This window comes from Siphonobacter sp. (assembly GCF_048595215.1).
Classification (GTDB): Bacteria; Bacteroidota; Bacteroidia; order Cytophagales; family Spirosomataceae; genus Siphonobacter.
The window spans coordinates 1-24,535 of sequence record NZ_JBMDWJ010000027.1; the positions used below are offsets into that span (position 1 = coordinate 1).

21 protein-coding genes and 1 pseudogene are annotated in these 24,535 nt (G+C 46.5%); 9 read left to right on the top strand and 13 right to left on the bottom strand.

The features are described 5' to 3' along the window. On the top strand, window positions 1-430 hold a 430-nt coding region (locus tag ACOJTG_RS01520), incomplete at its 5' end, for a helix-turn-helix transcriptional regulator (protein WP_420152190.1). A gap of 4 nt (window positions 431-434) precedes the next feature. Here the strand turns inward: ACOJTG_RS01520 and ACOJTG_RS01525 are convergent. Beyond that, complete coding sequence (locus tag ACOJTG_RS01525) at window positions 435-935, bottom strand: cupin domain-containing protein (RefSeq protein ID WP_420152191.1); 501 nt, start codon at window positions 933-935, stop codon at window positions 435-437. 489 nt (window positions 936-1,424) lie between these two features. Here ACOJTG_RS01525 and ACOJTG_RS01530 point away from each other — a divergent pair, with 489 nt between their 5' ends. Next, window positions 1,425-2,366: an NAD(P)-dependent alcohol dehydrogenase gene (locus ACOJTG_RS01530; protein WP_420152192.1), complete on the top strand. Its 942-nt coding sequence runs from the start codon at window positions 1,425-1,427 to the stop codon at window positions 2,364-2,366. Between the two features lie 75 nt (window positions 2,367-2,441). Here ACOJTG_RS01530 and ACOJTG_RS01535 read toward each other — a convergent pair whose 3' ends face one another. Beyond that, entirely contained in the window at window positions 2,442-3,608 is a 1,167-nt protein-coding gene (locus ACOJTG_RS01535; RefSeq protein ID WP_420152193.1) for a hypothetical protein, read from the bottom strand. Window positions 3,609-4,110: 502 nt separating this feature from the next. Between ACOJTG_RS01535 and ACOJTG_RS01540 the strand changes: the two genes are divergently transcribed. Beyond that, window positions 4,111-5,157 carry an LLM class flavin-dependent oxidoreductase gene (locus ACOJTG_RS01540; RefSeq protein ID WP_420152194.1) on the top strand — a complete coding sequence of 349 codons (1,047 nt, stop codon included), beginning with the start codon at window positions 4,111-4,113 and terminating at the stop codon, window positions 5,155-5,157. 229 nt (window positions 5,158-5,386) lie between these two features. Here the strand turns inward: ACOJTG_RS01540 and ACOJTG_RS01545 are convergent, their stop codons facing one another. Beyond that, window positions 5,387-5,743 carry a winged helix-turn-helix transcriptional regulator gene (locus ACOJTG_RS01545; RefSeq protein ID WP_420152195.1) on the bottom strand — a complete coding sequence of 119 codons (357 nt, stop codon included), beginning with the start codon at window positions 5,741-5,743 and terminating at the stop codon, window positions 5,387-5,389. Window positions 5,744-6,040: 297 nt separating this feature from the next. Between ACOJTG_RS01545 and ACOJTG_RS01550 the strand changes: the two genes are divergently transcribed. Genes ACOJTG_RS01550 through ACOJTG_RS01560 form a run of 3 tightly spaced genes read left to right on the top strand, consistent with a single transcriptional unit; the run spans window position 6,041 to window position 7,308 of the window. After that, complete coding sequence (locus tag ACOJTG_RS01550; RefSeq protein ID WP_420152196.1) at window positions 6,041-6,403, top strand: VOC family protein; 363 nt, start codon at window positions 6,041-6,043, stop codon at window positions 6,401-6,403. Window positions 6,404-6,413: 10 nt separating this feature from the next. Continuing rightward, window positions 6,414-6,860 (top strand): EVE domain-containing protein, encoded by a 447-nt coding sequence (locus ACOJTG_RS01555; protein ID WP_420152197.1) that lies wholly within the window; start codon window positions 6,414-6,416, stop codon window positions 6,858-6,860. Beyond that, on the top strand, window positions 6,844-7,308 hold the full coding sequence (locus ACOJTG_RS01560) for a MarR family winged helix-turn-helix transcriptional regulator (protein WP_420152198.1): 465 nt from the start codon (window positions 6,844-6,846) through the stop codon (window positions 7,306-7,308). The genes ACOJTG_RS01555 and ACOJTG_RS01560 overlap by 17 nt, the downstream gene beginning before the upstream one ends. Window positions 7,309-7,782: 474 nt before the next feature. Here ACOJTG_RS01560 and ACOJTG_RS01565 read toward each other — a convergent pair whose 3' ends face one another. Further along, window positions 7,783-8,955 (bottom strand): FAD-dependent oxidoreductase, encoded by a 1,173-nt coding sequence (locus ACOJTG_RS01565; RefSeq protein WP_420152199.1) that lies wholly within the window; start codon window positions 8,953-8,955, stop codon window positions 7,783-7,785. 91 nt (window positions 8,956-9,046) lie between these two features. Here ACOJTG_RS01565 and ACOJTG_RS01570 point away from each other — a divergent pair, with 91 nt between their 5' ends. Continuing rightward, window positions 9,047-10,003, top strand: coding sequence for a helix-turn-helix domain-containing protein (locus tag ACOJTG_RS01570; protein WP_420152200.1), 957 nt, complete (start codon window positions 9,047-9,049; stop codon window positions 10,001-10,003). Between the two features lie 180 nt (window positions 10,004-10,183). After that, complete coding sequence (locus ACOJTG_RS01575; protein ID WP_420152201.1) at window positions 10,184-10,927, top strand: DUF6597 domain-containing transcriptional factor; 744 nt, start codon at window positions 10,184-10,186, stop codon at window positions 10,925-10,927. Between the two features lie 69 nt (window positions 10,928-10,996). Here ACOJTG_RS01575 and ACOJTG_RS01580 read toward each other — a convergent pair whose 3' ends face one another. Continuing rightward, window positions 10,997-11,371, bottom strand: coding sequence for a VOC family protein (locus ACOJTG_RS01580; RefSeq protein ID WP_420152202.1), 375 nt, complete (start codon window positions 11,369-11,371; stop codon window positions 10,997-10,999). Window positions 11,372-11,485: 114 nt separating this feature from the next. Beyond that, window positions 11,486-11,848 carry a winged helix-turn-helix transcriptional regulator gene (locus ACOJTG_RS01585; protein WP_420152203.1) on the bottom strand — a complete coding sequence of 121 codons (363 nt, stop codon included), beginning with the start codon at window positions 11,846-11,848 and terminating at the stop codon, window positions 11,486-11,488. An 80-nt stretch (window positions 11,849-11,928) separates the two neighbouring features. Here ACOJTG_RS01585 and ACOJTG_RS01590 point away from each other — a divergent pair, with 80 nt between their 5' ends. Next, window positions 11,929-12,897, top strand: coding sequence for an aldo/keto reductase (locus ACOJTG_RS01590; RefSeq protein ID WP_420152204.1), 969 nt, complete (start codon window positions 11,929-11,931; stop codon window positions 12,895-12,897). A gap of 311 nt (window positions 12,898-13,208) precedes the next feature. Here the strand turns inward: ACOJTG_RS01590 and ACOJTG_RS01595 are convergent, their stop codons facing one another. From ACOJTG_RS01595 to ACOJTG_RS01625, 7 genes and pseudogenes are all read right to left on the bottom strand, one after another. Beyond that, window positions 13,209-13,931 carry a DUF3823 domain-containing protein gene (locus ACOJTG_RS01595; RefSeq protein WP_420152205.1) on the bottom strand — a complete coding sequence of 241 codons (723 nt, stop codon included), beginning with the start codon at window positions 13,929-13,931 and terminating at the stop codon, window positions 13,209-13,211. Window positions 13,932-13,941: 10 nt separating this feature from the next. Next, window positions 13,942-15,789: a RagB/SusD family nutrient uptake outer membrane protein gene (locus ACOJTG_RS01600; RefSeq protein WP_420152206.1), complete on the bottom strand. Its 1,848-nt coding sequence runs from the start codon at window positions 15,787-15,789 to the stop codon at window positions 13,942-13,944. A 21-nt stretch (window positions 15,790-15,810) separates the two neighbouring features. Beyond that, the gene (locus ACOJTG_RS01605) at window positions 15,811-19,251 is read right to left on the bottom strand and encodes a SusC/RagA family TonB-linked outer membrane protein (protein ID WP_420152207.1); all 3,441 of its coding nucleotides are present in this window, start codon (window positions 19,249-19,251) and stop codon (window positions 15,811-15,813) included. A 131-nt stretch (window positions 19,252-19,382) separates the two neighbouring features. Then, window positions 19,383-20,474: a FecR family protein gene (locus ACOJTG_RS01610; protein ID WP_420152208.1), complete on the bottom strand. Its 1,092-nt coding sequence runs from the start codon at window positions 20,472-20,474 to the stop codon at window positions 19,383-19,385. 71 nt (window positions 20,475-20,545) lie between these two features. Beyond that, window positions 20,546-21,136, bottom strand: coding sequence for an RNA polymerase sigma factor (locus ACOJTG_RS01615; RefSeq protein ID WP_420152209.1), 591 nt, complete (start codon window positions 21,134-21,136; stop codon window positions 20,546-20,548). A gap of 468 nt (window positions 21,137-21,604) precedes the next feature. Next, window positions 21,605-23,887: an ATP-binding protein gene (locus tag ACOJTG_RS01620; protein WP_420152210.1), complete on the bottom strand. Its 2,283-nt coding sequence runs from the start codon at window positions 23,885-23,887 to the stop codon at window positions 21,605-21,607. 333 nt (window positions 23,888-24,220) lie between these two features. Next, window positions 24,221-24,535: pseudogene (locus ACOJTG_RS01625) on the bottom strand (hypothetical protein); the annotation flags it as partial.

Below are 24,535 nucleotides of genomic sequence, written 5' to 3' on the forward strand. Positions count from 1 at the left end.
GGAGGATCACCTCAGTAACTTTTACGTCCAGATCAAAGCACAGGAATTGCTGTATCAGGTTTTTCATACCTTGTCCTTACGGGAGAATACGACTCACCAAACCGTCAGTAGTGTAGATGCGGAAAGGCTCCTGCACATCCGGACTGAGATTATCAATGATTTGAGCGTACCGCCCGTCATCCGTAATTTGGCACAAGTGGCGGCCATGAGCGAAACCAAGCTAAAACAGCTTTTCAAGCAAACGTTCGGCACGACCATCTACAATTATTACCAACAAGCCCGGATGGAAGAAGCCGCTTTTCTGTTAAAACAGGGAAAGCATTCCGTGGGCGAAGTCGGTTACGAGCTGGGGTTTTCTAATTTAAGCCACTTCAGCCGACTGTTTGAAAAGCATTACGGACTAAATCCGAAGCGATACTCGTATTCGTAAGACTCTACTTATCTAAATAATTAGGTGGAAAGAGTTGCTGACCGTGTTTTTCAGCAATACCCTGGAACCTTTTCAGCGTAGCTGCATCCAGTACGGGTGGCGGTAGAAACTGCCCCGTTGCCACCGGTTGACCGACCTCTTCGAAGAATAACTCCAGACCCGCCGGTACCACCGTGCATAGCAGATGGGCCGTCTGCTGGGTCTTGTTTTTGAAGCCGTGCACCACGCCCCCTTTGGGAATGCTAATGAACGATCCCTGGGTTGCTACGTAGGTACCAAACTCGGATTTGAATTCTACTTCGCCTTGCACTACGTAAAAGGATTCCTCAAAATCTGCGTGAGCGTGCGGACCCGGTCCGCCACCCGGGGGGATTAGCATATCAATCGTAGCAAAGGCCCCGCCCGTGTCTTTCCCCGTAACCAGGATTCGATAGTTGTTACCCGCAACGGAAATACTATTCCCTGCTTCAGGGGCAATGGTCAACGGTTTTGTGTGATTTTCCATACCAATGGTTTTAAGTACCCCACAAAACTCGGGCGATTTTAGGACGGAAAATATCCCGATAGGACCGTAAATCAGTCGAATCCGACAAACTCGGGCTAACGCCTTCCATTCACTTCAACTAAACGTACCTAAGTCATCAGGCAGTGATACACCTCTGTCGCATTCGACTATTTTTCCGACTTTTTGTGCTATTTATAGTTCTAGAGTCCGACCACCTTTGCTATATAATCATTCAAACACACAGCAATGAAAATAGTACTACTACTTCTTTCAAAAGGCGAGCTACCCTTGAAAAACCACGTGGGCATGGCCCGCATGCGATAGGACGGAGTTTAGGTTTAGGTGGTCCATGAAGAATATTCTCAGGGCTTACTCATAGCTAATAATTAGTAATTAAAACTAGGGATACCGGGTGATAAATGCTCCTGCCCGCGATCCTTAGTACAAAGACGAAAGGCTGTTTTCTAAAAATAAAATAACGAAACCATCATGAAAAAAGTAACCTACAACCACTTTGGCGATGAAAGCGTGCTTGAACTAGTAGAGCAAGCGGTGCCAAGTATTGAAAACAATCAATTGTTAATCCGGGTAAAAGCGGTTTCAATAAATCCGCTGGACTGGAAAGTCTACGGGGGAGAAATGAAATTAATGTCAGGTTCCCGTTTCCCTAAATCAGTAGGTGTCGATTTCTCGGGAATTGTCGAACAAGCGGGCAGTACCATTACTCGTTTCAAAGTGGGAGAGGCGGTCATGGGTTTACTGGACGTATTTAAAGGCGGAGCATTAGCCGAATACATCGTCGTCAAAGAAAGCGACATTGCTCCAAAACCGGCCTCTATCTCGTTCGAACAAGCCGCTGCTTTGCCGGTAACCGGATTATCCGCCCTGCAAATCATGGATCAGCTAGCCGCAGTAAGGCCAAAACAAGAGGTACTAATCAACGGAGCCAGCGGTGGAATCGGCGTATTTGCCGTACAGATTGCCAAAAAACGCGGAGCCCGTGTCACGGCCGTGGTAAGCACCGATGCCTTTACCGCAGCCGCCCAATGGGGAGCGGATACGGTTATTGACTATACGAAGCAGCCCATCAATCAGCTCACGCAACGTTTCGACGTCCTTATTGATTTATCCACTAAGTTATCCCTGAGCGAGGCCAAGTCGTTGATGAAGTCTAAAGGGGTCTTCGTCAGTACACTACCTTCGCCTTTGACACTTCTCTCTTCGTTTCTAAACAATCTCTTTTCCGGCAAGAAGCATAAGATCTTGATTTTGAAACCCACGGTGGAGGGGTTCAACACATTAGCGAATCTAGCCGTAACCGGGCTTCAGATTGAACTGGCGAAGACGTATGCCTTGAGCGACGTCAGAGAAGCCTACAAAGAGGCCCGTCACCAAAAGAGCATTGGCAAGTCAGTCATTGTTTTGGATTGATGCTTCAGCAAGTCATTTGTGTAAAAATTAGTTAGGTGAGCATCATCCTGTATCAAGTTTCTGTTGACGCTCCGGCTATTTGACCGTAAGGGTTTCTTTCTGCGTTTTTCCCTGGGAATCGGTTAACTCCACAACAAAGGATCCTGGCGGTAAGATGAGTGATTGTTGAGCTGGACTGCGGAGTTCGATCTGATCCACTGGCACACTGTTCTCTTCTTCGGGATAGTAGGCTTTGACCAGGCAGGGAAAAGCGACCTGAAACCGAATTTTTTTCAAGCTGACTTCCCGCCAGGATCCGTTTCTGAGTAGCCAGCGGGGCCTTCCATGTACGAATTGACTCCGGGGATGAATCACCTGTAGGTCTGTTACCTCACTTTCCCCATCTAAACGGATCGGATGACCCTGTTTGTCGAGTAAAATCGCTGCGTAGGTCAGCGTACCCGGATTGTAGTAAGCAGATTCGTAAGCGGGCTCACTGTGCTCGGTTAGTTCCTGCTGCTCAATGGTCAGAGGGTCCAGTCCCGATAAGGCTTTTAGCTCGCCTGCCATGGCTTTTCCCCAGCTCGGGTAAGGGCCTTCCACGACATGAGCAAATCCACAATGAATGAGTATTTTAGCGGTTGGGTCTTTCTGTAGAACTTGGTAAATGTTGCGAGCTTGTCCTTTTTCCCGAACGCTGCCACTACTATCTCCTTCATATCCGAACACGCGAAAACCTAAGTTTAGGGCTTTGCGAAGCAAGTTTCCAAATTGCGGTTCCCTTGAGTAATAACCGTCCTCCACCAGCGGCCACTTGCGAAGATTGATGAGGGAGTCTTCGGCCAGCGTTTCCAGGCCCAAATACCGAAAACCCTGGGCATACAAACCTTCCAGTAATGATTCAGTAAAGACGCGGTGCAAGGGCTGATGATGGGCTTCATTGATGATGACGAGCTTTTTTCCTCGACTCTGCTTTACTATGTACGCAGCAGCTGGAGTAAAGACCGTATTGGGAGGGAGGGGGGATATCTGAGCTAGCGAATCGGCTGTAAGGTTATGGTCAAAGGCAGCCAGGGACTTGTTGTATTCTCCGATAAAGGAGTAATGCCAGGCCGCCATATCGAAGCTTAGCTCCGAACTATCACTGAGGGTAGCCTGAATCTGCTGATTACTCAAATAGCTGTTTTCGGACTGAGCCAGTACGGCGGGTAGGGTAAACAAGCTAATGAGTAGGCCGGTCCAGGCGTAAAGCGTATAATTCATAGTCGGTGAGGTTTAAAATGCTACTTGCCGACTAAAGTAAGACAAATAACTAAAAAATTAGTTATTTAATCAATAGAAAATGAATGAGATTGGGATTTATAGACAAGGGAAACACCCTCTCGTTGAAGTTTCAACTTGGGGAGTACATCAAGTAAATCGTATACGACTCAGAGGCATAAATGCATCGGCGAATGAGTACGCCTTTTCTTTAAGTTAAATCCCGTAGGTTGGTGAGAAAATACTTGTTTTCGAGGGGTTTGGAAACGATCACCAGCCGTTTTTGTTTACCAGGCATTCCCGTAGGTCATAAGTCTTTCTTCGCCTAGTCTATTACACCCTTTTTTGGAAGAACCACGGACTAGAAAAACATTTCACTTTCCTTTAGGAAAGTGCTATACAAAAGAAAGCAGACGTGTATACATTTACAGGCTCATGCTTCCGAGAAGTTATGTCTTACCGGATAAGATTCTATTGCCAAGTACCCATTCAATGATACAAAGCCATGCTAAATAATCAAACGATAGCCTATTCCCTTTTAGAACTGGCCCTTGCTCCGCAGGGAGGAACAATTAAGGAAACCTTGAATAATTCGTTAGCCCTAGCTCAAGAAGCGGAGGCTTTAAACTATACCCGCTATTGGTTTGCTGAGCACCATAATGCGGACCACATCGGTAGTAATGCTCCTGCCATCCTGATTGGTTACGTAGCCGAAAATACGCGTACGTTGCGAGTCGGTTCGGGGGGGATTATGCTGCCCAACCATTCGCCCTTGATTGTGGCCGAACAGTTTGGTACCCTGGCTCAGCTGTACCCAAACCGTATTGATCTGGGTTTGGGCCGAGCCCCGGGTACGGATGGACAAACGGCTCATGCCATTCGATCCGATTTTATGGAGGCCGCCCAGTCATTTCCCCAGGAAGTGGCGAAAATACAAGCGTATTTTTCCAAAGAGAACCAAGGTTCGAAGGTACGGGCTCCCATTGCGGAAGGTACGGAGGTGCCCCTGTATATTTTGGGATCCAGTACGGATAGTGCTCATTTGGCCGCGAAAAAAGGATTACCCTATGCGTTTGCCAGTCACTTTGCTTCGACGCATTTGTTGAATGCTTTAGCGATCTACCGCCGGGAATTTCAACCTTCTCCGTTTTTAAGTCAACCGTATACGATTGCTGGCGTCAATGTATTGATTGCCGATACGGATGAAGAAGCCGAAGGATTATTCACAACCCTCATCCGCATGTTTCTTGGGGTACTAACGGGAGCAAAGGATGCTTTACAACCGCCGACCGAAATGACGGACGAGTTGAGACAGATCCTGAAACATCCGACGCTGCATCAAATGCTGAAATATTCCTTCGTGGGCAGTAAGGCAACGGTAAAAAGGCATCTTGAGGCATTTTTGGCCGAAACGCAGGTCAATGAGCTGATTGCCGTATCCACCACGTATGCTTTTGAAGACCGGATAAAATCGATCCGGGGCTTTGCCGAAGTGATGAAGGAAATCAATGAAAATAAAAAGATCGAAAGTGATGCCGTACTGGCTTCTTAACCATTAGTACAAGCGAGTTACTACGGATTCATTTCTGGAATCGCTTCGTTCAAAACGGAAACAAAGAAAAAGGGCGTGAATTCTCACGCCCTTTTTCTTTGTTTCCAACAGTAATCTTAGGATCGCTTCTTTAGAAAAAGACTTTAAAAAGAGTTAAGATCAATCAACGTGTGATTATACGCTTCATAGCGTACTGAACACTGCGACTAAGATCAAGTCAGAATTCATCTTAACAATCTTCGTGCATAATCTTCTTCCGGTGCTTAAGTCCCCACTCCTTCAACGCATAAATAATGGGCGTTAGCGTATCGGCGTAGGCTTCGGCTTGGTATAAGATCTTGACTGGGTACCCCTCAATGATGGTTCGCTTAATGAGTTTGTGCTCTTCCAATTCTTTTAATTCCTTGGCTAATACCTTAGGCGTGATGCCCGGAACACTGTTCTGAATGTCCGTGAACCGTTCATTACCAACCGAAACCGAAATAATAATGGGCAGTTTCCACTTCCCATTAATGACGTCCAGGGTATCCCGAACGGGCTTTATGGTCTCCAGACAATTACAATAATCTTTCTTCGTAGTGGCCATACGTGTTTAAGCAGTGTTCACTTTCCCGTGAGAAAATACTATACAAAGGAAAGCAAATACGAGTGGTTTCCGCAAAACAATCGATGCTCAGTATAGAAACAGTAATCATAGAATTCGGTACCGTCAGTAGCAAATGGGTCAGGTATTCGAACCGCAACAGGCTCTACTTATATATCCATGCGAAGCTAAATTCCATATCTCTTCGTAGAAGATTGCCCCGGCCAAACCGTAGTAGTTAAAAAACATTTCATATTGTAGTCGAATATACTATATTTGTGACAACAATATATGTATAAGATGAGAAGATTAGAATTTGCCTCCCTTCAAGTTATAAATCTTGAAGCTTCGAAGGACTTTTACACGAACAAACTCGGATTTGAAGAAGCGGGTATTCCCAACCCACAAGCCTGTGTTTTTAAGTACAAGCAGGGTGAGGCCAGTTTCGCCATCCGAACGCCCATTAGTAATCTAGAAGGAAAAGAACTGGGCATTGGTACCTCACTCTGGTTCGCTATCGATGAAGAAATAGAGGATTTGCAGGCTGAGTTAGTAGCCAAGCAGGTAATGCTATTGGGACCGATTCAGGTAACACCTTTCGGGAAAATCCTCATTGCCAAAGATCCTGACGGCTACAACATCACCTTTCTGAAGGCTAACTAAGAGGCTCACTATGAATAAGGAGACTAGATACTGGATCATCGTGGCATCGAAAGATCATGTCAAAGCCGGCCTTGCCCAAGGAATTGCTCAGGCCTGCCATGGAAAGGCTTCGCCCTTAAAGCGAATGCGTAAGAATGATTTCATTATTTATTATTCGGGAAAGCAGACCTTGGGAAAACCCGAGGTCTGCCAAGAATTTACGGCTATTGGAACGGTTATGGATGACGAGGCCTATGAGTTTCGGGTGTCCGAGGACTTTTGCCCTTCCAGACGTAACATTTCCTTTTTGCCCAGTAGGGATGTTTCCATTTTACCGTTAATTCAGGAACTGAATTTTATCCGTAACAAGAAAAGCTGGGGCTATCCATTCCGTTTTGGTTTCTTCGAGATCGGACGACCTGACTTCGAACTCATTTCTTCACAAATGCTACTCCCCAACGATGTCCCAAAAAATTGAATTCCATTTCAAAAAGCCCGAAGACAGTCCGGGCTATCTGCTGGGACAACTGACCCTCTTATGGCAGCGGAAACAAAAGCGGATCTTAGATCCGTTGGATTTGACGCATACGCAGTTCGCACTGCTCTGTGCCATAGCCTGGTTATCCAGAGAAAATGATCAGGTGACGCAGATCGATATAGCTCATCAGAGCAATGCCGACCGGATGATGGTATCCAAAGTACTCAGAACCCTGGAAGAGAAGAAATTCATCACGCGTCAGGAGCACCCAACCGATACGCGGGCGAAGATCATCAAACTGACGCCGGATGGAGAAATAGTACTGCAGAAAGCCATTATTAGTGTGGAAACGGCTGATTTAGAATTTTTTCAGCAGTTGGGAATTGAGCTAACCACCTTTAATGCAACGATGGCAGCATTGATTGAACAGAACGCAAAAGACTTATAAGGAGGCTTAAACGAAATACTGTTTTCATTACGGCTAACGGGTCAATACCCCAAGTAGCTGCCATGAAAACAGTATTTTTCAGTAACTCACGAAGTCTTTCTAGCCCATCTATAACCTAATAAAACGCACGGGACGACGCCAAGCATCAACAAAATCCAAAAGCCAAAGGGATGTACCGTATTCAGCCAAAGCCATCCAATCATCAAGGACGTGATAGCCCCCACCCAAAGATTTTCCCTTCGCGTACCCCCTAACCGCGTAGTTAGCATTCCCCCAAGTATACAACTACAGTAAAGGCCCAAAAGCTTTATACTGATGAAAGGTATAGCGGTCGTAGGCACTGAAGCCTGCCCTAACCAGGCGTTGGCGGCTGGCCCAAACGTACCCTGGATACGGGCAAAAACGGAACTTAGACCTGCGATAGTAGCAAATCCAGCGAGAACAGGTACTGCCTTTTTGAGTTTCATCGCGTACTTAGTGAAGGACAAATTGCAATTGATCATTCGTAAGAATGATTTGATCCGTCAACCGATGGTGAGCCTCGGCTTCGGAAGCGTTCTTGAAAGAAGAAATGAAGGCCTGTAGATTCAATTCGTTTTCCGGTAGAAAAGAGGCGGCATTAGTTCGGGCATTACTTTGAAATTTCTTAGCGATGGGTTGCATAACCGCATTGTAATTCGAAAATGCTCGCAAGAGATCGTTGGGGGAATCGGCCATGAAATGTGCCAACGCCTTTGCTCCGTAAATGGATAAGGATGCTCCCATCCCGGATAGAGCCGTAGGGCAATAGCCCGCATCCCCTAGCAAAAGGACTCTTCCCTGAACTAAGTTAGGAGCAAGAACCATCCCCATTTTGTCGGCGAAGACCAATCCGCTTTCGAGTAATTCGGCTATCAAAGTCTGCACTTCTACGGAGTAATTTTGGAACGATTGCTGCAACAGCTGCTTGGCATTTTGCCGCAGAGTGGTAACCGCCTGGGTTTGATGAATATAGCATTGGATGGCCACTTCATCCCTACTGATGGGATAGATGGAAAGCATCTGGTGGACATCAATGAAGGATTGAAAGGAACCGACCTGATACGAATGGTTTTTAGCTAACCGGCCTCCCACGTAAAAGACGTTAAAATCTTCTAACTGGCTGTCTTCAAAGCATTTCTCGCGAGTAGTGGATCGCAGGCCCTCAGCAATGATGAGAGCATCCGCTTCCAGGGTTTCTGTAGTACCTAACGTAACCCTGACTTGATGGGCATCCTGTTCTACGGCGTCAATGCAGGTAGCCATCCGGATATTGACTTTGTCCTTTATGGCCTGATAAATTTCGTGGTGAAGGTCACCCCGGGTGAGGGTGATGGATGGCTCCATTCCTTCACTCATTTTTTGGTAACTGATACGCCGAATAAGGCTTCCTTGGCCATCCACAAAGTCCATGAAGTTAGAGGGCGTTGCTGCTTGGCGTAAGGGCCCAGCCAAGTGAAGCTCCTCCATAATCTTTACTCCGAAGTTCTTGAGGGAGAGCAGATACCCCGCATTCGTAAACTCTTTGGCCCGCTCTAGAATAGTTACTTCATGACCCTGTTTTTGAAGAAAAATGGCGGCGGTGAGCCCTGCTATGCCTCCGCCTGAAATAATAATTCGCTTTTTCATGACGCTACGTCTTTTGTTAATAGACTTGGCAAAAGTATTCGTAGGTTTACGGGTAAAATAGCGGTAAAACGAATAATAATAGTCCAAAATCATGCGGGTCTCCAACGATAGCCAACAAATGCTTCAACTGGCAGATAAATTGGGAGTATCGGCTTCTGATCCGGTAAGCGGGTTGAATTCTCTGGAGTTTCAGGAGATGAGAGTAGTCGACTTTCTACCCGAAATGATGATGATGATCCGGTCGCTAGTTTCCAGGGAAGGATTCACCTATGAACGTAAGCCCATTACAGTTATCGAGAAGGGGCTGTTAATTTCCTTTCAAAATATGTTCAAGCATGGACAAGAAACGGTAGCAGATACTGGCAAGGAGTTCGTGCAGGAAAGGCCGCACGTGCGAATAACGCCTTCACGTATAGCTAGTGAAGTTAGCTTTCCCAAACAATCGCATATCAAGCAGATTACGATATTGATCGAGATGGATTACTTAAGACAGTTTCTTGGAAAAGATCAGTCCAAGTTTAGCCAGCTCTTTGAAGCAGAGAATACCTTTTGGATTGAAGAATTCATGTCCCCCGAGATCGCCGTACTGGTAGATGAGATCGTTACGGCAGCTCCCGAAGGAGCACTTCTGGATGCCTACTATCGCCTGAAATCGCTAAATCTGCTTTATTTTCTGTTTAAAAATCTGGCTTACCGGCAAGCAAGTCCTTATCGGTCGATGAGTACGGCGGAAGTGGAGGCCATTTACCGGGTGAGGAATGCGATGAGTGCCTCGTTAGATCGGGCATTGACCCTCGTTGAATTGGTTAAATTGAGTGGAATGAATGAATTGAAATTGCGTAAGCTTTTCAAGCAAATATTCGGCAAAGGCTTGTATGACTATTTTCAGCATCTGCGAATGCAGGAAGCCGCCCGGCTTTTGAAGGAGGAGCGACTTTCGGTATCCGAAGCGGGCTACCGTCTTGGGTTTACGAACCTGAGTCATTTCGGCAGGCTCTTCGAAGAATGCATGGGAATGAAACCCAAGAAATGGACGAGTAAGAACTAACGTTTGGGATCCAATCACGAATCGTATTCTACTCGTAGGTAGACTTCGTTCTACGGCTATTGTTTCATCATAATAATATCGCCGTTGAACTACTCCAAATGAGTGGGTACTTAACAAACAGTTGTAATCAGCGTCATAAGATTATCAGAACTCATCCTGTAACCCTATTTCAGTGATCGTATGATTATTCATTATTCAGATCATGCACCTAGCGAACGGCTTCAAGATTTTGTTTTTACTTTCTGGAAGACACAAAATACGAGTGGTACCCATAGTCAGTATACGATTTTTCCTGATGCAGGTATTGAATGGATTTGCTCTATTCTTCCCAATCAACCACCGCGAATAAACATTTTTGGCTTATCCACTCACGGGCTGGAAATAACGATTCCTGATCAGGCAGTCTTGTTTGGCGTTCGTTTCAAACTGTTAGCCGTTGAGTATCTACTCAAAACCACGCTACCCGCTAATTCCAGTCAAGAACTCAATTACCCAGAGAGGTTTGAGTTGTCTACCCAAACCTCTCTGGATGCTTTTGTTGAAATCATAAGTGTACAGCTTCAGGAGCAACTCCATTCGCTGAGCATCGACCCCAGGAAACAGAAGCTGTTAGATTGGGTCTATCGCTCGAAGGGAGCTATATCGGTGCAGCAGTTGGCCCTCGAAACAGGCTGGGCTGCTCGACAGATCAATCGGTACTTCACTACAACGTTTGGACTGCCGCTCAAGGAGTATTTAGAACAACTGGCCTTTTTTTCCTCCTTACCTCAAATTGGAGCAGGTGATTTCTACCCACAAGGGTATTACTACGACCAATCCCATTTCATCAGACAAACAAAAAAGCATACGGGTAATACGCCTAAACAGCTCTACCAACAACGAAATGTCCGATTTATCCAGTTGGGGGATGATTACAACGAATGATTTCGCCTGAAGAAGCAGAATGAGTGACGATCGCAACGGCAGATCGTACGTATGGGGCGAACCACTTGTCTAATCAAATGAAGCAGGAATGACGCTAATTTCAATCATCAGATGGTCAAAATGAAAATAAAAACCGAAGGTGTTTCTTATTTGCTTGGGCTCACTCTCAAACGTCACCGCTTCACCCTGAAGCTTTTCATAGATAGCTATTACGGCTTCGCGGTCAGGTTGATAAAAACCAATATGGAAATTTTCGGGGTACTGCACGGTCTGCTCCTTATTCAGTTGTGAAGACCATAAAACCAAGGCAAATTCATCCGTATTGGTTAAAACAGCCATCCTATCTTTTCGATTGACAATGCATTTAAATCCTAACTGATTTTCGAACAGGTGGATTGCTGGAGGAACGTCCGTAACGACGATGTTAATGTGATTCAGTTTCATGTGATTTGTCTTTCATTGAGGGTACAAAATTGGTGGTCAGCCACCCTCGTAAATTGGACAAATCGGACATTCTAGCTTTTGCTTGTATACGCAAGCGAATCGTCTGTGGCTTGATTAACCTGCCGATTGCTCTTTGCTAACCAAGGGTTCTAATACCTCCCGATGAGCCTCTCCCCATCTCGCTGTGGATTCAATGACGGGGATCAAAGATTCACCCAAGGGCGTGAGCGTATACTCCACCCTTGAAGGTTTTTCATCAAATGTAGTTTTGATCAGGATTCCATGTTCTACTAACTGGCTTAACTGGGTATCCAGCAATCGCCGGGACGCTTTAGCAATTTTGCGTTGCAATTCGCCTGGTCGCTGAATGCCTGAATGAATGCACCAAAGGAGTTTAATCTTCCATTTACCGTTCAGTACTTCCATGAACAGGTGCAGACCGCATTCGATTTCAACGGGTAGTTTTCGCTCGTACATCCTAACAAAGATAAAAAAAATTGGTACGGCTGAATTTAGCCGTACTTGACTCTGCCTTACTTAAGGCGGTCCTTTGTCAAATGAACTACAAACTATTCGGAACCCAGACGGGTTTACCCGCGAGTGAACTCATTTTGGGCGGCTCGCAATTAGGGGATCGCAGTGGCTACGGTACCGCTCCTGAAGAGGCTCTACGCATTCTTTCGGCGTATGCCGATGCGGGTGGAAACTTCATCGATGTATCGGACCGGTATCAATTTGGGCAGGCGGAAGAGATTATCAGTAGGTTCACCGAGTCTAATCGGCAGGATTTTATCTTTTGTACCAAATATACGCTAAGCAGTCAGCCTACGGCCTCGGTAGCCCATACCGGGAATCACCGTAAAGCCATGCGGCAGGCGATAGAAAGTAGCTTAAAGCGACTGAAAACCGATTACATTGATCTGTATATCCCACATTTTGACGATGGCATTACGCCGCTGGAAGAAGTCGCTCGGGGTTTGGAAGACCTAGTGAAAGCGGGTAAAGTTTTATACACGGGAGTAGCTAATTTTCCCGCCTGGAAAGCGGCTTCTCTGGCCACTTCGATACCGCTAGCAGCGATTCAATTTGAATACAACCTTTTAGAACGAACCGCCGAGCGGGAAGTGACGCCCATGGCCGATTACTTTGGCTTAGGTAAGATGGCCTATTCCCCGATAGCGGGAGGCGTACTAACCGGTAAGTACCGACAAGGTTCTACTGGACGACTCACCCGATTAAACACCGATGGCTATCAGGAAGATGACCGCACCAAAGCTATTATAGATGAACTAGTGCGAATGACTAGCGAAATGGACGCCACGCCGGGGCAGCTGGCACTGGCGTGGGTACGGAGTAAAGGAGTCTTTCCCATCATTGGTGCCCGCAATAGAGATCATCTGGAGACGAGTTTAAAGGGAATCCACATCAGCCTCAGTGAAAGTCAAGTGGCACGACTAGATGCCGTCAGTGCTCAGCCAAAGGGCTACCCTCACGACTTACTGGCTACGGTACAGACTAAATACTAAAAGATTGGCGATGTTGTAAATCAGCAGTGAGCCCGAGTGTATACCGAAGATACTGCGATGCTGGAAAAAAGCGGCACTTGAAAGCCTACTTTACGGGTAAAGCAGATCATAAAACATCCCGGTACCTAAGGCACCGGGATGTAAAAACTTCCGCTAAAATACATAATCAGTCTTTGCACCAAGGGTACAAAACACGTCACTTTGAAACCCGCTGAATCTATGGATGCCAGCCGGTATGTAACCTTCAGCCTTTAATACAATAAAAAGATGAGCCGGTGAAGCTGAGTATTTTTGAAAATTCCTAAGAAAAATCAGGGCGTAAGCGGTACGGTTTTGGAATAAATCAAATCGGACACATTCCGGGTTTTAATTCCAATCCGTGCAAACAAAAAGCCCGTTCGCTTCAGATTTGTTTTTTCGGCGTTTGATAAGGCCTTTAAGTTTAGGGTGATGGTATTAATGCCCGGTACCACGGTGGTAAACGCTTTTTCGTAGACCTTAGAAGTATTGTCCACGATGGCCGTTGGAGCGAGGTGGATCACTGCCTTTTCCATACTAGCCGAAGCAACTACTTGTTCTAGATTGAACGTGGCGGTGAAGACCGAATCCTGATAATTACTCTTGAAATCACTCAGCCAGAAATAAGGCGTTACCTCAAAATTGATATTCTTCTCTTCGCCTTTCAGGGAAAACCGTAAGGTATCGGTATTGGGTACCCACGGGCCCCGCCCGGGAGTCAGGTTGATGTAATAATCTCCATCGAACGTATTAATGGTATAACTGCCGTCCTCCCTGGAGAATACCTTCACAAAGCCCTGAATCCAGCCTTCGCCCGTTTGGTGGAGCTGAAGCATGTTTGAGCCGTTCGCATCAGAAGCGGTGCCCATGAGTTGCATGGGTTGTCCTTTATAGAGAAACTGGCCCGAAACCTTGGAAGTAGGGTAGTCCCAGTTATCAATTTCCGTGCTACAGCCTGCCAGGAAAAGCACCGGTAGAACAAGGAGCAGACGATAAAAAAGTGATGGTATAGTCATGAGATCAGTACTATTGTAAAGGGTTGTATACCAGTTTGGGGTTATTAGCTCGCCAGCTGGGCTGAATCGCCATGTAGTAGTTCATCAAAGGGAAATTGCGGGGATTGGGGGCCATCTTGTACGAGACCTGTTTTGTAAAGACCCATTTGCCATTATTCGCATCGCCCGCAGCTACTACTTTATAAGGAAACAGGGAGTACATCTGAGCCGTGGGATCATTGGGCGTACCGTTCCAGATGGTATGGGCTAATCGCCAACGTTTTAAGTCCCAATACCGATGATCTTCAAAAGCGAATTCAACCCGATATTCATTGACAATGTGGTTGAACGTAATCGTTGATTCGGTTACGGGCGTGATTCCTCCCCGACGACGGGTAGCGTTCAGGTTCGTCACTGCTTTGGATTTATCGCCCAGCTCGAAAGCGGCTTCGGCGGCAATCAGATACGCTTCCGCAATACGGAATCTCGGCCACCACATTTCGCTAAAACCCGGATTAAGTCCCGCATTGGGTGTTTCGTCCAGGAATTTCCGAACCAGAAAACCGGTTTTATTAACAAAATTGTCCGAATTAGCTACCGGTCCATTGATCGAAGTAATGAGATTTCCTTCCGGATCCCGACCGCCAGCACTGGAAGTTCGGATCACGTATTCATTACCTGATTTGTTAAGCTGTCCGGCCTGCAGAATGACGGGCGTCTGCCGATAAGGAGCATTAGGGTAGAGGACCGTTCCCCAGAGGCGAGCATCTTTTTTCGTGAAAGGATCTTCTACGGAATTATAGAATACATAACTCCCATCGTCATTTTTCGTCTTGATTTGTGGAGCACTGCCATCTTTGTTTTCAAAGGCTTCGACCAGATTCAACACTACGCCGAGGGCATTTCCGTCCGTATAATCCCGGTGCGAGTAGGGCATGGTGAAGTTCGTAAACTGAGTCACCACATTGGGCCGTAGTCGATCCATCGCCCAGATTACTTCTGTATTCCCCGACTTTACACTCGTTGCTTTATAAAAGGATTCGCCCAGGTTCGTAGGATCAATCTGCAAAACGTAAGGGCTTTGTTGAATGACCTGCTCAGCCGTTTCAAGGGCAATTTTGTAGTATTTACTTGCTTGGTCCGCGGGAATACCGGCTTCCCAATTCTGGGTTCTTATACTAGGCGTGATTTTATTGCCATAATTGGCAATGGAACCGGCATAGACCGCAGCCCTTGCTTTAAGCATCAGGGCGGCCCATTTATTGGCAACGCCGCCGTTGGTGGTTTTGGAGGAAGTGAGACTAGCCGCCGCCAGGTCACACTGGGCAATCACATAGTCATAAATTCCCGCTTCCGTCGATCGCGGCACCTGAAACCGAACCGGATCAATACCCGATTCATAGGTATAAACAGTATCCCCTAGAATGGGCATGCCGCCAAAACAGCGAGCCATGCAGAAATGGTACCAGGCTCTTAAAAAGAGGCACTGAGCTTCCAGATCACTACGGTCTGCTTCGAGTAAGGCCGATCGGGCCGCACTCGAACGAATGCCCACCAGAAACTGATTCATGCGGCGAACCAAGCCATAATCGTACGTTTGAAAAAAATCACGGGGAATAATCTTTTCGGCATCCGTCGTGGTCGCAGGCCCGTAGGAAAGGTTCGCTTCATCCAGCAAGTGATAATTACCGTGATCACTATTAGTCTGACCGTAATTAACCGAAGCGTAAAAATTAGCCAGAACCGATTGAGCCAGGGCTTTGTCCGTAAAGACGCCCTGCTCGGGTAAAATATTGGTAGGTTCGGTATCCAATTCGGTGGTACATCCCGCCAGACTCAGCAGAAAAGCCATCGCCAGTAAACCAAGAGAGAGTTTCATAATCTTGCGTAAATAGAGGTATTACAGTTTCAGGGAAAAACCAGCATTGACTAACCGCGGGTTAGGGTAGGCGATGCCTGAATTAGCAGTCATCTCCGGATCTAAGCCACCAGGCATATTAGTTAAAGTCAGGATGTTCTGAGCGGACACGTAAATCCGTAAGCCCGAAAGTTTAGCTTTTTTGATCATCCGGTCAGGTAGCGTATAGCCTAATTCAAGATTACGTAGTTTCATATACGTAACATTTGTCTGCCAGTTACTATTGGGCCAGTGGGTATTCATCCAGTTATTAACGCCCTTGGTCAGTAGGGGATACTTACCGATATTAAATCCACTGTTTTTGTCCCAGATGTCTTTGTACCAGGTAGAGTTATCGGCCAGATACTGCGAAACATTGGTGTTTCCATCGAAGTATCGCATCACCCATTGCTGTTCGTAGGTAAACTTCGAACCTCCGGCAAACTCGGCTCTGAAATCGAACCCTTTCCAGCTAGCTCCGGCCTGGAAGGCGAAGTTTAACCAGGGTGTTCCGTTATTGAGGCGGTACGTAACGTTCTTCATATCCAGATCGCTGATGTAACCGTCGTTATTCGTATCCTGATAGATGTAATCACCGGGTCGAATGGTGGTATTACCGTAGTGATCCTGATCAATGGGGTGATTGGCAATCTGCTCCCAGCTTTGAAACTGACCATTGGCTACGAGTTGAAAACTACCATCCCGGAAGCGACCTTCCGTGTTCCATACGTCCCGATAGCGATCATAAGAATTGGCCCATCTGGGTTTGTAACGCGTCCCCGTAATCCAGCGGGAAAAGGTGAAATTGCCGCTCACAAAGTAATTGAAGTCCCGCACGTTGTCTTTCCAACCCATGTGCATTTCAATACCTTTGGTATGATCACTGTTCAGGTTTTCCGCGGGTAAGCTAAAACCAATTTCGTTGGGTAGCAGGACATCATATCGGCTGGCTAATTCACCTGTCTGGTGACGATCAAACCAGTCAAAACCCGCCGTAAGGCGATTGCCCAGTAAGCCTACGTCGATTCCAAAATCCAGTACGTATACCCGGCCCCAGGTAATGTTATCGGTAGCCAAACCCGTAATACGGCTGGAAACTACATCCCGGCCATCCAGAATGGCTGAGCCCTGATTGAAATTATAGCCTGTGATATAGGTTAGAGCGTTACCTAATTCTCTCCCCAGTACGCCATAGGAACCACGAATTTTTACTTCATCAATGTTCTGACTCAGGAACGCATTATTTTTCCAGAATCCTTCCTGCGAAATCCGGTACGCCAGCGATCCGGAAGGAAAAAAGCCAAAACGTTTGCCTTTTTTGTAAAAGTAAGAGCCATCATACCGACCCGATAACTCCATAATATACTTGTTATCAAAGTCGTAGTTGAATCTTCCCAGAATACCCAGTCGGTTCTGGTTAAAAGGAATACCATCTCCTACGTTGGTCGTAGATTTGGTCGTCAGGAATGGAATGCCATTTGCTTCCTGGCTTCCCAGAATATATACACTTGGGTAATTAGCCGACTTCGTTTCCATCCCCGTAACCAAATGCACGTGATGCTTGTCAAAGGTCTTCTCGTAGTCGAGTTGTACGTTACTGGTCATCTCCTCCGCGTTTTGCACATAACGTTCCAGGTAGCGGGCATTGCCCTGATAGGCAATGGCGTAGGCGTTGGTAGCCTCGTCGAAACGGTACAAGAGCGGAGATTTTTCCCGCAAATCAGTTCGGCTGTTTCGGTACCAGTAGCTAACCAGGGCCCGAGCTTTGAGGCCATCGAAAATGCTGTATTCGGCGGTACCGTTGATTTGCATGATCCGAATCTGCGACTCGTACTTACCGGACATTTCTTCATTGATCCAGCCATAGCTGAATTGAGGATCAATCGCCGAGATTCCCGGATAACGGGGATCGTCGTTAACGAAAGGTCGTTTGGTCGGCAAATTTCGGAAAGCTGCCTGTAGGGCAAACTCGTAATCATCACCCGGAAGGCCCGGTTGCCGGTTTCGTTCCAGACGCCCGTTCATCTGTACCCCAACCTTAAGCTTTTTAGTAATGTTGAAGTTGACATTGCTTTGAAAGTTGGTACGATCGAAGCCGTGAAAATTCCGCAGCATACTCTTCTGCTCAATGCGGTTCAGACTGATGTAATAGTCCGCGTTGTCACTGCCACCGGAAATGTTCAGACTTCCGTAAACCTGAGGCCTGGTTTGCCAGATGTAATTGTACCAGTCGAAGGATTGAAAACCTGGTTCCGTACCTCTGACCCACTTATCATACTGCTCCCGATTGATTGTTCGAGCCGCATCGGGCACATTATTATAGGTTTCGTCCTGAATAATGGCTTTCATGTACGTGGCGGCATCGGCGGGTTTGTTGTAACCAGCCGGGATTTGAAGGCCATAGTAACTTTGCAGCGTAATCGTGGGTTTCTGATTGCGTTTACCCCGTTTGGTCGTCACGACCAGTACCCCATTCGCAGCCTGCATTCCGTAGATGGAAGCCGACGCATCTTTCAGTATTGAGATGTTCTCAATGTCGTTAAAGTCGAGTTGGGCAAAGCTGCCGTAATCTTTCTGGATCCCATCGATAATAACTAGTGGAGACCCATAGTTACGGATTTCAATGGTGGGAGCACTGCCCGGACGACCCGAACTTTGACGAAAGGCAATACCCGGAATCTTGCCCACCAACGCTCCAGCGGCTGTAACGGTGCTGGCATGCGATAGCTCATCGGCATTTACCGTTGAGATGGCCCCCGAAAGCGTTTCCTTTTTGTTTTTAAGACCAAAGCCGACCACCACTACTTCATCGAGTACCTTATTGTCGTCACTTAGGGTCAGGCTGATCGAACTTTGTTTGCCTACGCGTACTTCCTGGGTTTTATAACCCAGATAACTGAAAAGCAAGACATCATCTTCACTGGCTACCAGCAGTTTAAAGGTTCCATCGCTAGTCGTAACGGTACCCCGCGTAGTACCTTTGATCAGGATATTGACCCCAACCACCGGATTGCCTTTGTCGTCAGAAACAGTACCGGTTATGGGGATCTCAGCCCCTAAATCGGTTTCTTTTTTTAACGTTGAGGTAGGCGGGACGATTCGTTTGAGCAGAATTTGATTACCGGCTGATTCGTAGGTAATCTGAATCGGATTCAAAATCTCATTCAAGATCGTCTGAATGGGTTGATTCTGAGCTTCGTAACTGATTTTCTGTTTCGACTGGATAATTTCCCGACTGTAGATGAACTTGACGCCGACGAGTTTTTCAATCCGCTTGAGTACATCTTCGACGTTCTGATCTTTGACGACAATCGAAATGCGACGGTTCAGATCTTGCTGAGCATAAACTTCCGTCTGTAGAAAAATCAGCAGACTTAGCAAACAGCCCACCAGCCGAAGGACGGTCCGCTGATAGCCTTTTGGGACGTGTAATGGTAGAAGCATTGTCGTTAGAGGTTCTGGAGTTTGGTGTAAAAAATGAGCAATAGAAATCCCATTCTCCGCGTGAGGCAGAAAAAGAAAAAGAGTACTAGGTTAGATGGATAAACTAAAAGATTCTGCTGACTATGCAAGGATTAGGGACTACAGCTGTGGCCAGTCACGTAAATGGTATCCCCTTGCTTTTCATAGGAAGCTTCAACGGCCGAACAGATCAGTCTAATTTTCTCGGCAAAGGGAACTCCATTCAAATCGCCGGTGAAGGTACAGCCCCGTAAATTCGCTTGGTCAAATTCAATTTTGGTATGATAGGTATGCTGAAGGCGATTGAGAACCTCGGTAACCGGGGTAAATTCAAAGTTTTGATTGTCATTTAGTACCGAACTAGCATTGGGGCGGTGGTGGTTGATCGCTAGCGTTTGTTTGGTGAGCTGATTCGTTTGAATATCGAGTTCGACCTGTTCGTTTTTTTCCAGAACCAAGTACCGACCGGGGTCTTTCATGGAGTTTACGGAGACCTTACCCGTTTTTACTTTTACGAAAGCAATGTTCTGATCCTGAATAGCCTGAACCTGAAAACTGGTACCTACGACCCGGGTGGTAAGAACGGGCGTATACACCCAGAATGGACGGGTCTGGTCCTTAACTACTTCAAAGAAACCTTCCCCAATTAAATAAACTTCCCGCTGCTGAGCTTGAAGGTTAACCCATAGCTGTCCGCCCTGAGCCAGTAAAACCGAAGAGCCGTCGGTAAGCGTAATGAGTTGATCCGACGTACCCGAATTAACAATCTTTTCCCAACGATCTTTAGTGGCCGAGGCTTTCTTTTCAGCCAGTGTTGAATTAGAAATGTTAGGAGAATTCTTGATGAAATCTTTCAGAAAAAAGCCAATGACTACCAACGCCGCCAAACCTGCCAGCGGAGCCAGCCAACGGAGTGAGGGCCGATACACGCGAAGGTTAGCGGTAGAAAGCTCCCGTAATTTGGCCTCTTGTAAGGATTGTTTGATCTGCTGAATTTCTTCCGGGTACTGAGTTTCGGCTAAAGGCTGAGGATCGCCACTTAAAACCAGGCAAAGGGCGGCGGCCTGTTCATACAACTCCCGCTTGTGCGGATTCTGCCGGAGCCATTCCTGCCAGTATGGATGGTCTTGGGGCGTACGGCCCAGGATCCACTCCCGGAAAGCGTCATTGGTTAAAAAATCTTCTACAGTATCAAAAGAGGTCATGGATAGTCCGGCTTCATTGGCGTTATCTGATGCTTATATGCAGCATTCCACCGGACATACTCTGTTTAATACTAAAATTTTAAAAATAAATACAAAAAGATGAGCAAGTGCTGCGGCTGGCAGTGATTCCGCATTTTAGACATGGCTCGGGTCAGAAAATTAGAAACCGATTGCCGATTAACTTGCATGACTTCCGCAATTTCTGTAATGCTCATATCCTGATAATAGTGCAGGTAGATAGCTTCCCGTTCGCGGGGGGAGAGCTGACTCATCAACTCTTTCAGTTGATGAACGCGGCTTACAAAGGCTTCATCATCAATTAGGATGGATTCTCCACTGATGTTTTCCAGAGGCCCCATGTCCCAGTCAAGGTCATAGTTTACCATTCGCTTGGTAGAGCGAATGTGAATGAAAATGTGGTTACGGAGTCCCTTGAGCAGGTAATGTTTAACGGAAATGGTTTCGTTGATCTGCGTTCTGTTCTGCCACAGTTGTAGAAAGAGGTCCTGGATGCAGTCTTTGACAACGAAATCGCTAACGGAAAACTTCTGACCGTAATGCTTTAATGTGGAATAATACCTTTCGGCAATATTGCCTAATGCCGCTTCATTGCCAGCAAGATACTCTTGCCATAAATCAAAATCAGTGCTGGTCGTACGCATTGCAGAAGTGACATTATGAATCATACACAAAAATAGAGCAATGTAAAGTACACGTGGTACAGTCAAACCTTCCTCTACGCTACACCTCTCCTGGGGAGTAAATGGTAAGCCGGTATGATCACTGTATTAGGTATACAATCTACGCTCTGGCGTAGTATTGCAAATTTATCCATATAATCAATTTTTATCAATGAATTATTCAATTAATGTCTTCTCTAACTAGTGCAGCAGGATTTTATAAGCTATAAAGGATTATACGTTTAGAGGTTGAAAGGGTTGCGATCATCTATGGATGGAATGATCAAACCTCTTCGATCCGTTTAATTAAGGGAGATTATGAAACAGTATACTTAGTGATGGACCTCTTTTTGCTCATCACCTATACGAGGTAAAGCTTTTTCAGTACTGGAGATAGGTACCCGTTTTCAGAAAAGAATTCGTTGTACTGTTAGTCTGGATAGGTAAGTACTAGAACTGGGCGGGCAAATACACATTAAATATGGCCCCTTTTCCGATCTGACTTTCTGCCGTAATCAAGCCGCCGTGGTTATGGGCTACTTTTTGACAGATGGATAGGCCAATACCCGAACCCTTGAATTCGGCCTTGCCGTGGAGTCTTTGGAATACTCCAAAAATGCGTTCAGCATATTTTTCTTCAAAGCCGACGCCGTTGTCCTGAATGCTAAGTTGGTAATACCGCTTGGCTTTTACCTGTAATGGACTAGGTAATTGGCTGGCCGGTACAATCTGAGCGTCAATGACGATGCGTGGGGTTTGTTTTTGACCGGTTTGATCTTTGCTACTAAACTTCAGGGCGTTGGATACCAGGTTTTGCCAAAGCTGTTCAAGTTGCAGGGCATCGCCCATTACTTGCGGTAGGGGAGAAATCTGTAATTGAGCCTGCGTTTCTTCCAGCGAAACGAATAAGTTTTCCTGTACCCGTTCAAGGATTTTATTCAAGTCTACGTCCTTTAACTTGGGAGTGGCGTTGGAAATTTGAGAAAAAGCCAGCAAATCACTTACTAACTCACTCATTCGGGAGGCAGACTGCCGGATACGATCCAGATAGGTTTCGTTGAGGACCTGATCCCGATGGTAATATTTGACCAGTAAGTCACAAAACTGTCGAATCTTGCGAAGGGGTTCCTGTAGGTCGTGACTGGCTATGAACGCAAACTGTTCTAAACTTTCATTCGAGCGACTCAGGTGTTCATTGGTTAGGACCAGTTCTTCGTTGCTGGCTTGTAAGTTTTCATTGGAAGTGGCTAGCTGCCGGGTACGGTCTTCCACCTTACTTTCAAGCACTTGCTGCATTTTCCGCTCAGCGGTTACATCCCGAACGAAACCACGCAGATACGTCGCCCGGCCCTGCTCATTAAATTGAGTATTACCTAAGGCATAGAGTATGTAGGTTTGCTTCGTTTGCGGGTTGACAATTTCAAATTCTACTTCTAGTCGCCGCTTGCCCTGTTTAGATAAAGCTTTTCGAAAGGCCTCTTCCAATGCCTTTGCGTTTAAAGCCATGGTACTGATCTGTTCGAAGGTTAAAGCAGAGGTAAAGCCAATCCAGCGACTAACACTGGGTGAAAAAGAAAGGAGTTGATCTTCTACGTGAATCGTCCAGGTACCCAGCTCCGCCAGATCCACGGCATTTTGCAGGGATTGGCTCGTCAGCTCAATTCGCTTCTGGAGCTTTACTTGATCCGTCACATCAACGGAAAAACAGAGTACGCCGTAACTCTGTCCATCATCGTTGCGTAATGGAGCATAGCAAACATTAAAAAACTTATGACGGGTCTGACCTTTCTCGACAATCCAGGCGGGTAACGCTTTTTGCTCAAAGATCTGTTGCTCGGTGTACACTTCTTCGAGTAATGCCAAAAAAGGCTGTCCCTTAATTTCTGGCATTACGTCAATCAAAGGCTTATTTAATATGTGAGGCCCTTTTCCGGCAATTTCGATGAACGCCTGATTGACGGTGGAAATCTTAAATTCAGGACCAACCAAGCGGGCAATGGATACCGGAGCCGATTGGATGACGTGTTCAAGTTGAGCCTTTTGGTTTTCCAACTCCCTTCTCATGTAGACTTGTCCGGTCACATCAGTGGCGAGTACTAAAAGCTGCGTATACCGCTGGCTGTCCTCATTCCACTGAGGCTGATAGGTAAGATCGACGTAATGGGAGGGGCGGTTTTCTTGAGACTGCAGCGGGATTTCCACTTCTTTAACCCGAAGAGTGACCCCCGAAGAAAGCACCTGCCGTAAGCTTTTCTCAAGATCTACTCTTTTCGCTTCCGGATTGGCTCTCGTAAAAGAAGTGCCCAGAAGCTCTTCTACCGTACTTCCGTTCAAGGCCGCATAACACGTATTTACCCGAAGGTAAGTAAAGTCATTTTCATCCAGTAAAGCCAGCCCCACTATCGAATCATCCGATAGCTCAAATAGGGGTTGTAACGAATGAAAAGGCGTGGATGGAGCGGGCGGGGTTACTACTTGAGCAACGCCGCGAAGCACCAGACTCCCGGCTTCCAACTCCGACGCTCCCCACCAGCGAATCCACTGATTGGAATCGCCGTTCCGCTGGAACGTAAGGTCTATTTGTATTTCTTCGTTTAAAGCCCGTTCAACCAGCTGACTAACCTGATGTTGAGAACTGGGATGGAGTCCCTCTAGAAACGTTTGGTAGTCGGCATGAGCCGAGATACCCAATAACTGTTGTGTATAAGCATCCGCATGCAACGTTTTTGTCATTGAATCCAGATGCCACGTCCCTAACTGAGCGGCTTTCAAAGCTAAAAGTATGGATGGAGGCAGATTCGAAGAGGACATCAATAGAGCAAGACTACTTAAGCATTAACTAAACCCATTTGGAATGAAAAAGTTACCGATTTTTTGCTGGAATGGTAGGATAGGAGCAGGGTAAATTGTCTTTTGTAAGAAAAGTTGTTGAATCTAACGATCTTTCAGTGAAGACAAGATACGCCTTTCCCAGTCGATCAGGCCTCAGGGCAAGGGCTAACTATCCTCTCTTACACGACTGAAAAAATCTGAAGACCGGACCGTAGGGAGATTGCAGGAATAGGTTTATTTTTTAGAACGTAGTAATACATAGACCATACTGCCCAGAAACAAAAAGATCGCCAGTCCCTGTAAAACGCCGCCCGCTAATCGCCCGGTTGGATTGCCCGTCACATCAGCCCCCACTCGAATCAGTAAGCCGACGGATTGCAGCAGGCTACCTACGTATAATACAGGATGAAAAAACGGACCCCGAAACCCTAGAACGCTCGGTAAAATGATGGGTCCGTGGGCGAAAATCATCGAGAGCACAAATCCCGTAAAGAAGGTATGTAAGGTAGCATCGTATGCAAACGGGAACGTTACGGGTAGTACCAGCAG

Coding starts and splice junctions, on each gene's coding strand:
- ACOJTG_RS01595 (WP_420152205.1), bottom strand. CDS start 13,931: ATGACTATACCATCACTTTTTTATCGTCTGCTCCTTGTTCTACCGGTG.
- ACOJTG_RS01605 (WP_420152207.1), bottom strand. CDS start 19,251: ATGCTTCTACCATTACACGTCCCAAAAGGCTATCAGCGGACCGTCCTT.
- ACOJTG_RS01535 (WP_420152193.1), bottom strand. CDS start 3,608: ATGAATTATACGCTTTACGCCTGGACCGGCCTACTCATTAGCTTGTTT.
- ACOJTG_RS01590 (WP_420152204.1), top strand. CDS start 11,929: ATGAACTACAAACTATTCGGAACCCAGACGGGTTTACCCGCGAGTGAA.
- ACOJTG_RS01615 (WP_420152209.1), bottom strand. CDS start 21,136: ATGCGTACGACCAGCACTGATTTTGATTTATGGCAAGAGTATCTTGCT.
- ACOJTG_RS01600 (WP_420152206.1), bottom strand. CDS start 15,789: ATGAAACTCTCTCTTGGTTTACTGGCGATGGCTTTTCTGCTGAGTCTG.
- ACOJTG_RS01575 (WP_420152201.1), top strand. CDS start 10,184: ATGATTATTCATTATTCAGATCATGCACCTAGCGAACGGCTTCAAGAT.
- ACOJTG_RS01530 (WP_420152192.1), top strand. CDS start 1,425: ATGAAAAAAGTAACCTACAACCACTTTGGCGATGAAAGCGTGCTTGAA.
- ACOJTG_RS01540 (WP_420152194.1), top strand. CDS start 4,111: ATGCTAAATAATCAAACGATAGCCTATTCCCTTTTAGAACTGGCCCTT.
- ACOJTG_RS01525 (WP_420152191.1), bottom strand. CDS start 935: ATGGAAAATCACACAAAACCGTTGACCATTGCCCCTGAAGCAGGGAAT.
- ACOJTG_RS01620 (WP_420152210.1), bottom strand. CDS start 23,887: ATGACAAAAACGTTGCATGCGGATGCTTATACACAACAGTTATTGGGT.
- ACOJTG_RS01550 (WP_420152196.1), top strand. CDS start 6,041: ATGAGAAGATTAGAATTTGCCTCCCTTCAAGTTATAAATCTTGAAGCT.
- ACOJTG_RS01580 (WP_420152202.1), bottom strand. CDS start 11,371: ATGAAACTGAATCACATTAACATCGTCGTTACGGACGTTCCTCCAGCA.
- ACOJTG_RS01585 (WP_420152203.1), bottom strand. CDS start 11,848: ATGTACGAGCGAAAACTACCCGTTGAAATCGAATGCGGTCTGCACCTG.
- ACOJTG_RS01555 (WP_420152197.1), top strand. CDS start 6,414: ATGAATAAGGAGACTAGATACTGGATCATCGTGGCATCGAAAGATCAT.
- ACOJTG_RS01570 (WP_420152200.1), top strand. CDS start 9,047: ATGCGGGTCTCCAACGATAGCCAACAAATGCTTCAACTGGCAGATAAA.
- ACOJTG_RS01560 (WP_420152198.1), top strand. CDS start 6,844: ATGTCCCAAAAAATTGAATTCCATTTCAAAAAGCCCGAAGACAGTCCG.
- ACOJTG_RS01610 (WP_420152208.1), bottom strand. CDS start 20,474: ATGACCTCTTTTGATACTGTAGAAGATTTTTTAACCAATGACGCTTTC.
- ACOJTG_RS01565 (WP_420152199.1), bottom strand. CDS start 8,955: ATGAAAAAGCGAATTATTATTTCAGGCGGAGGCATAGCAGGGCTCACC.
- ACOJTG_RS01545 (WP_420152195.1), bottom strand. CDS start 5,743: ATGGCCACTACGAAGAAAGATTATTGTAATTGTCTGGAGACCATAAAG.